The sequence below is a fragment of the Duganella sp. Leaf126 genome, from assembly GCF_001423125.1.
In the GTDB taxonomy this organism is placed as follows: domain Bacteria; phylum Pseudomonadota; class Gammaproteobacteria; order Burkholderiales; family Burkholderiaceae_D; genus Rugamonas.
This window is the reverse complement of sequence record NZ_LMNW01000003.1, coordinates 278,635-286,268: the sequence shown is the minus strand read 5'-3', so window position 1 is coordinate 286,268 and position 7,634 is coordinate 278,635. Positions and strand designations below refer to the sequence as shown.

Genomic DNA, 7,634 nt, shown 5'->3' with positions numbered 1-7,634 from the left:
CAGTTGTTCACGCAGCCCTTCCACCACAACGTCTTGGGCGAGCAGCAGCGCCTTCAAGGCGGCGATGTCGTTGGGCAGGTCGGCTGGGCTGAGCATGCGCCAAGTTTACGCGAGACCTGCCACGTTTACAAGGCCGACGTTGGCTTCCAGGTCCGTTCCGGTCGCCGCCAGTCTATGCCCTCAAGCAGCATCGAAAGTTGCGCCTGCGTCAGCGCCACTGAACCGTTGGCCGCCTGCGGCCAGATGAAGCGGCCGCGCTCCAGCCGCTTGGCCAGCAGACACAGGCCATCGCCCGTCCACCACAGCAATTTGACGAGGTCGCCGCGCCGGCCACGAAACACGAACACGTGGCCGCTGAACGGGTCTTCCTCCAGCGCAGTCTGCACTTTGGCGGCCAGGCCATTGAAGCCGGAGCGCATGTCGGTGGTGCCGGCGGCAAGCCATACCTTGGTGCCAGCGGGCAGGCCGATCATCGCAGCACCCGATCGAGCACCTGACCCAGCGCGGCCGCGTTGGGCTGGCCTTCGATGCGCACGCGGACCTGGCCCAGTTCAAGCACGATCATCCCGCCCCCATCGGAGCTGGGGTTGTCCTGCGCCGGCGCAGTCGGCGCCAGCACCACCGGCAACAAGCCATCGTCGCGCATCAAAGCAGGCAAGCCGAGGCGTCCTTGTTGGTAAAGGCGTCGCCAGCTGAACACCTGGTTGGCGTTGACGCCGTGTTCGCGTGCAATGCGAGCGACGGAGATGCCCGGTTCGAGCGACAGCGCGACCAATGCGCGCTTGAACTCCAACGAGTGCTGCCGATAGTGGCCGCGCGCATTCGGGGATGCGACTGGTTGAAAATTTGTGTCCATAATCAGAATTTGTGGGCACAAATGTTGTGCCAAAATTCGATCATGAATGACGGTGGTCAGGCCGTCCAGACGGCGCCGGGGCGACGCTTACGTTGCGAATAGACAGCGGAAATCACAAATAATCATAAAATATTAAAACTGGAACCTACTCATGAACCCGCAGACCCGCAGTTTGCTTATCCAGCGTGTGATTGACTCACTCGCGACCTTGGGGCCTGGCTCGATCTTCGAACGGTTTGGAGTCGTGTTTGTTCAGCGGCTATGTGACGTGAGACTTGTTCAGCGAGGGTCCTCGGTCGGCGGCAGTCCGGTCGGCGGCGCGCTAGATGCGGTGTCAGAAGATGGCCGTGTCGTGGTCGAAGCTTCGATCATGAAGGGATACTTCTCCGGTTCGATGGCTAAGCCGTGGGGCGATCTCGATCACACCCTTACATTGGCTCCACTCGCACAAGACATCTATCTGCTGAGTTCTCAACGCGCGGAAACCGGCGTAATAGAGGCGATGACTAACGCCGCATTGCAACAGCAAAGGATGGCCGGCCGAAGACTCTACCTCATGGACAGCCGGTCTATCGCAGAGACTACCATTGATACGCTTATGCTTTATGACGACGCAATCGACGAACTCGCCCAGCATCTGCCCGTCCTGGCCGATATCCGAGATGATCACCCCGCGTCACTAAATGCTCCGCCGCTGAGCGCGCTTTATGTTAAAAACAAGGCGGTTGATGCAGAACTGGACAGACGGCTTAAGAGTAAAGCTTGTGTAGAGATTATCGGAATTGGTGGCATCGGCAAGTCTCAAGCAGCCGCAGCTTGTTTGCTGCGAAACAATGGCAACTTTCATTATAGATTTTGGGTGAATGGCAGAGACATCAACAGCGTCGAGCAGCTTTCGTCGGTACCGGTCCGGCGGGGTGGCGCCGAGCGCAACGTCAGTGCCCTACTGCGCAGAAATAGCACGTTTTTGGTAGTGGACGACGCCAGTCCGAGTCTCTCGATCGAGCAGCTTGCCAACTTGTGCGGCCCTGACTCACGAATCCTGATTACACGACAGAATCCATCATTTGGAGCCTTCGCCATGCCTACAATGGAAGCACAGCAAGCTCGCACACTGCTCATTAGAGGCCTCGATCAGCCAATACCTGAAAAAGCGTTTCTAGCGATCTGGCGTGCTATTGGCGGACATCCTCTCAGCTTGGCGCTGCTTAATACAGCTGCTCGTCAGGGCGTTTCGTGGGACGACCTCGCGGATGATTGTGCCAATGTCGCAAAACTGCCGGTTGACGGCGCACGACTCGCTGACCGTATCCTGGGGCGACTGAAACCGGCGATTGAGGAGGAACTGTGTCTGTTTCAATGGGCGAACCAGAGTCATTGCGATCGCGCCTTCTTCAAGCATGTCATCGGAGTGATGCGCTTGCGGGCCTTCGAACAACATGGTCTAACTGCCGCAGAAAGTGACGCTTCTATTCGCATTCACGATATCGTCTTTGCAGCCCTGAAATCGTTGAATTGGCTGACTGCAGAGAAGGCGCGCGAGATCGACAATCAACTTGAAGCGTTCATTCTCCAGCAGATTCGCGGGAACGGACATAACCTGCAATTGATAGCCTCGCAGCTGAGAGTCAAGATCACCAGTAATGTCGAAAAGGGTGACAGGCGTGCGGCCTTCCTGTACGTCTTGTCAATGGTCTGGACGGGTAGCGCCATTCCGATCCATTTGTTGCCTGATCCGCAAAAAGAAGCGCACCGGCTCAAGTCGCTGGACGCGGCCAGCAATGACGTGGCCATCTTGGTCGTCCTTGAGTCGATCGAGGCGCGAGGACGTAGTCTTCGACAGATATCAGGCGAAGTTGCTGCCAGTGCCTGGTTGCAGACAGCCGTTCGAGCGTATGACGACCTTGCGGTCATGGCAGGCCTCGATGCCAGGCAATCCGCCGAGATAAAGCATCATCGGGCTAAGATGCACAGCGCTTTGGGAGAAGACATCGAAGCCGAGCGCTTATTCGAGGAAGTGGTCTTAGACTATCCGCTGAACGAGGCAAAGCTTCAGCTAGTTCGGGGTTACAGTCGCGAGCCGCGAAAGTATGAGAAGGCAAAGCAATATGCGTCAGAGATCATTGCGGAGAAGCTGGTTGGCAGTAGCGTCTCCCCATCATTGACATTGGCATTGGGCGACGCGCTAAATGGCGCGCGTCAGACTTGGGCAGGCGAACTCATCGCGGTACACGAGGAGCTATTTCTTTCGGAAGCGCTGTATAGTGCCGCCATCGGCATACCGCAAGGCTATCACTCGGTCGCAAGCTTCGTCCGCGCGCTGGTTTGGTATGCACGAGACGAAGTAGAGAAGGTATTGGAGCGACTGCCCGAGCCATCCCCATGGATGATGGACGATGACCAGAGCCGCGGTAGCTACGCGGAGATCATGCTACTTGCATCGGGCGTTTGCGACGAATCCATTTATCTTAACCGCGCGCTTGAAGCTTATGAGGCACTGAAAGTGCCGAATCATTACCAAAAGCGAAAATGGGGCGAGGCGCTTTACAGGCTTGGTCGCTACCAAGAGGCAGAATTCATCCTTGAGACAATTGAAGACAAGAGTGGCTGGATCTGGCTTGCTCATAGCCTCTCTCAGGTAAAATATGAGTTGGGCAAGTTTAAAGATGCTCTTAATCTCGTTAACGAGTCCGTTACGGGCGCAATTGGCGTGAACGAAAAATACCGCAGCAGCTTTCTCCTACAGCGCGCCAAGGTGAAAATTGCGCTAAGTCAAGATCCCGTAAGCGATATCGCCGAGGGCCGGCGATATACATGCAACCCTGGCCTTCTTGAACAGTTTGCTAAATTAACCCAATGATTCGGACTCTGAGGAACAGCCTGTTGGTGTCGAAGTTAAATTAATCCAATAAAGTGGACCCGTCAGTCAAGACACTTTGCCGATTAATTTAAGCTGTGCCCAGCTCCACTGCATCAGTTGCTCGGCGCTGTCCCGTCCTGCTCTTTTTCTGCTGCTTTTCATCGTTGTCACCGAACCTGTCGGCGATCAGCGCACCGCCGCCAATCCCGTCGCGGTAGACCTAGTCAGGCATCTGGTAGCCCAGCGACTGGTGCGGCCCCTAGGCGTTGTTAGCGCCTCCATGTACAGTGACAGGTGGATATTCGTATAACCATTCTTGGTATCGAAGCTTGCCTCTCAAACTCATCCAGCATCGCTTTTTCAGTATCAAAAAAATCTCGCAAAATGCGAGCGTCGTTATATAGCCGCGCCAGCTTTGGTAGCAATGGATAATCTTCGCTTTGACCGCGAAATACTGAAAGGCATCGTTTATCGCTGGCGTGATTTCTATTTACATATCCAAGATACTCTTCAAGACTATTTACTTCAATTATTGAGATTTTTGCGGTTGCCATGGTCATTCGATCTAATGGGGTTAATTCTGCAATAAACCGATTACATAAACAACCGGTATGGGTAAACTTTCCCCGGCAGATCCGGCACGTTCGCGATAGTCCGGGCCAGTCTTTGCGAGTACCGAATACTTACTGGCACGGGGTCGTAGAGTGCGTCGTTATTCCAGTCCATTTTCGTCAGCGCAAGCGCCTCATTTGCGATCAGCTCTAAAGGGCCACTACCAGCATGGCGAATGAGCTGCAGCGGCTTAGGGATGCTTTTCTTGCCCTGATAGTAATCACCGTTGCTAGAGACCAAGGGTGCATTGCCGGCCACCCACACCAGAGCCGAGTTACCAGAACGAATAACCATAGTCCCGCGGGGCACCGGGTAACCCGAAGGCCTAGTTAGTGGCTGCTGCAGCTGGCCGTTTTGAATCAACCAGACACCTCGCCAGCACGATGCCGCACCGACTTCGACACACTCGATTTCAGGCACCCCTGAAAGCGCATCAAAAGCGCCATCAATCTCCTCCTGCTTGAAGGAAGTGGTCTTGTGGATTACCAACCGCTTTGGCAGCATACCGCCGTTACGGCCCTGATAAAGCTCCAAGCTTCGTGCAAGTACCGCGCGCATATCATCTCGACTCAAGAACGGGTTTCGCCGAGCTTCCGCGACATCCACCACTGGGTCACGAGCTTCAAACGCCACGAACTGCATACCGCCACCGTCCATGTCAAAGACTTGGGAGCAGCAAGTCACGAAATGGGCGTTACGCTGGTCACCGCGAAGAGCATAGGCAAGGCCAACGTAGGCGGTATCAGCCGGTACGCCATTTAGCGGCGCCAGCTTCCAAGGTGTCCCCGCAGCCTTTACGTACAGCGCGGTTGCAAGGCGCCACGCGAGCGATGCCTTGTGCTTAAACGTAAATACGCGATCGTTGAGCACTTGCGTGGGGATGTTGTACTTCGCACCGAGCGCCTTGAGTGCATCGTGGGCGTCAAAAAATCTTCCTCGAGTAGCTGGCGCCCAGGAGTCGGGGAAGTGAACCAGCACGACGTCGAAATCATTTCGTACTGTTTCCAGACGACGGAGCGCTGTGTCCATCGCCTGGAAAAGGCGAGTCTGGGCATCGTCATCACCGGGGAGCTCGCCCAGAGACTCAGGCCATTTGATGTGCGCGCCGAGAGCGCTAACTAGCTTCACCTGAAAGAGGGCTTCGAAGCCAGGATAATTGGGCACGTACTCAGCGCGGTCGCTGGGAGGATACGATTTCCGAAGATCGGTCATAAGCGCACCGCGTCGCCTGAAAGCACTCTCAGGTCCAACCGTGGCAATTCGTATCTCCGACGTGTAGCCACCAAACGAGCCTTTAGAATAGGGGCCGAAATTCGCAAGCCCCCGTAACGGATGCACGTCCACCTGCTTAGGGTCCGAAGGAGAAAACGTGAGTAACGGCTCGTCTAGCAACGCAAACGGTGGAAACATAGATGCCTGGGATGAACTGGTCATTATTTTGTCCTATTCAGATAGGCGTGATGGTGGCCAGGCCGGCTCCATCCTGTAAATGGCGAAATCGTGAACACGGCATCAACGCCTGCGCCCTCGTCCACGCCGAAAGCGCATACAGTCCGATCTTGAGATACCGTCAGGAGCTTCGCCCATGCGTCGACTATTGCGGCCCAATTCTTGTTGTATTTCTGAGCCCAGCGCTCTCTTCTCCAGTCACCCGCCGGATCGCCACTGCGGCGCTCTTGGGGCCCATCCAGCGCAGCATGTTCCTCTCTGACCGCGTCTGCCGGCATTGAATGCTCAGTTCGCTGTTCCCTGGGTACGTTCACAAACGTGTATGGTTCGAAACCGCACCACCAGCGCTCCTCGATCTGCTCCAACTTCAAAAAGATGCCTTCTTGAAAAGGGAGATTCAGACCCGGAACCGTTCCAGTCAGCGAGCTGCCATAGGCGGCGCGAAGCTCCGCAAGTCGCGCAGATCGCTTCGTTGTCTTCTCTTCCGTCTCATCTGCTTGAGGCGCAGTCACCACGATAGAATGACCTGACCGGTTGAGCCGGGGAACTAGGTAGCGATAGCGCGATAGCGCTCTAACTAGCGCGTCATAAAGGAGGCCGTGCGCCCAGCTGTCTCTGATGACGTCTAGCGCTACGGTGCCAGCAACCTCTGGTCCGAGGGATACGAGCGCCTTTAACACCGCCTGATCGTCCCCAAAAACGGCGAGCTCTCGTCCGTTAGCAGCGATAGCGGCCCTACAGTGATGCTCCTTCAGCAGCTCTCGAACTGCTGGAGAAGTCGTCGGCTGTTTCAGAGTCATACGGCGAGCGCTACGAGGGAGTGATTCGATTAGGATTGCCGACAGCCTAAGTACGGGAAATTTTCTAGCCGCAGTATCGGGCAGTTTTACTGGCACCAGCCGCGGGGCCGCACGCCCCTGCATCACGTGCTCCAGGAGAGTCTGGGGCAGGTCAACATGCTTAATGACTTCGGCGACTAATTCATCAAACGTCTTACACTCCACAACAGCAACATCGACGCCTGCTAGATGAGCGTTCTCGAGTAACTCGATCACGGTGGGCAGTAACCGGGATGCCGAGGATGTCACCCAATAAAGACCATTGGGGAAAGGCGCCGTCTCCCGCAGAACGGACCTGAGCGCCTCCATGATCGAAGCATCCCGGCCGCTGTAGCCGACAAACAGCATACCAAAACGCTTGCTTGCCTCGACGAGAACATGCCTCATGCGTTCGTCTTGGTTCTCAAGCTCAGAATTAGTGTTTTTGATGGCTGTGGATTGATAGTCACCATGGAGTTTCGCAATCAAGGGCCAGTCTGATTCGTTCAGACACCGCATCGCGCGATCACCCGAGTCAATGGCCGCAACAGTTGGCCTCGACTGCCGCATCACGGGTAGAAGCGAATTAGCGGAGAGTGCCGACTCCTCCACCAATGGGTCAAAGTTTGTCGTAAACACGCAATCTACCTTGCCCGCTGCGATAAGGCTGCCCAATACCCGGTGCCCAAAGCATGGAGTACCCTTCGAAATCGCATCGTCGATGTACTGGCGCCTGTGCCTCGCCTGAGGGTAGACCGCCTCAAACGCGGCAGCGTATTCAGTTGGATCGCCGTCCGGAGGAAGGATCGAGGTGCGTCGGAAGAATTCGTCTATTCGGTCGATCCAGACCTGATCGCCCGTATCTATTTCACGTTTTGATAGATTGTTCTCTCGGCAAAAGATTTGCGCCTTGAAGTCTCGGATCATGTTGTATCCTGTTGGGATACCAGACGCGGCTGACGCGCCAGCTCCCAAAAACCAAGCTACCAATTCTGGCCTCAACGCCAAGGCTGTTGAGAATTGCGCTGCCGATATAGTT

At 55.6% G+C, this 7,634-nt stretch carries 6 protein-coding genes; 1 reads left to right on the top strand and 5 read right to left on the bottom strand.

All coding sequences use genetic code 11. The features are described from left to right. Nucleotides 1-125 precede the first annotated feature (125 nt). Together tnpB and ASF61_RS05560 are read right to left on the bottom strand one after the other, a co-directional pair. On the bottom strand, nt 126-473 hold the full coding sequence (gene tnpB / locus ASF61_RS05565; protein WP_056152160.1) for an IS66 family insertion sequence element accessory protein TnpB: 348 nt from the start codon (nt 471-473) through the stop codon (nt 126-128). Further along, nucleotides 470-793, bottom strand: a complete 324-nt coding sequence (locus ASF61_RS05560) for a transposase (RefSeq protein WP_056152157.1) — start codon at nt 791-793, stop codon at nt 470-472. Before ASF61_RS05560 ends, tnpB begins: the two co-directional genes overlap by 4 nt. Before the next feature lie 214 nt (nt 794-1,007). Here ASF61_RS05560 and ASF61_RS05555 point away from each other — a divergent pair, with 214 nt between their 5' ends. Then, the gene (locus ASF61_RS05555) at nt 1,008-3,716 is read left to right on the top strand and encodes a hypothetical protein (RefSeq protein WP_056152154.1); all 2,709 of its coding nucleotides are present in this window, start codon (nt 1,008-1,010) and stop codon (nt 3,714-3,716) included. Nucleotides 3,717-3,985: 269 nt separating this feature from the next. Here ASF61_RS05555 and ASF61_RS23155 read toward each other — a convergent pair whose 3' ends face one another. The 3 genes from ASF61_RS23155 to ASF61_RS05545 are packed head-to-tail and all read right to left on the bottom strand — an operon-like array spanning nt 3,986 to nt 7,522. Continuing rightward, a complete protein-coding gene (locus tag ASF61_RS23155; protein ID WP_156369458.1) occupies nt 3,986-4,270 on the bottom strand; it encodes a hypothetical protein in 285 nt (94 codons plus the stop codon). Nucleotides 4,271-4,310: 40 nt separating this feature from the next. Continuing rightward, complete coding sequence (locus ASF61_RS05550; RefSeq protein ID WP_056152151.1) at nt 4,311-5,762, bottom strand: hypothetical protein; 1,452 nt, start codon at nt 5,760-5,762, stop codon at nt 4,311-4,313. Further along, nucleotides 5,762-7,522 carry an SIR2 family protein gene (locus tag ASF61_RS05545; RefSeq protein ID WP_056152149.1) on the bottom strand — a complete coding sequence of 587 codons (1,761 nt, stop codon included), beginning with the start codon at nt 7,520-7,522 and terminating at the stop codon, nt 5,762-5,764. Before ASF61_RS05545 ends, ASF61_RS05550 begins: the two co-directional genes overlap by 1 nt. Nucleotides 7,523-7,634 lie beyond the last annotated feature (112 nt).

Excerpts from the sequence above, each read along its gene's own strand:
- ASF61_RS05550 (WP_056152151.1), bottom strand. The coding sequence starts at position 5,762 with ATGACCAGTTCATCCCAGGCATCTATGTTTCCACCGTTTGCGTTGCTA.
- ASF61_RS23155 (WP_156369458.1), bottom strand. The coding sequence starts at position 4,270 with ATGGCAACCGCAAAAATCTCAATAATTGAAGTAAATAGTCTTGAAGAG.
- tnpB (WP_056152160.1), bottom strand. The coding sequence starts at position 473 with ATGATCGGCCTGCCCGCTGGCACCAAGGTATGGCTTGCCGCCGGCACC.
- ASF61_RS05555 (WP_056152154.1), top strand. The coding sequence starts at position 1,008 with ATGAACCCGCAGACCCGCAGTTTGCTTATCCAGCGTGTGATTGACTCA.
- ASF61_RS05545 (WP_056152149.1), bottom strand. The coding sequence starts at position 7,522 with ATGATCCGAGACTTCAAGGCGCAAATCTTTTGCCGAGAGAACAATCTA.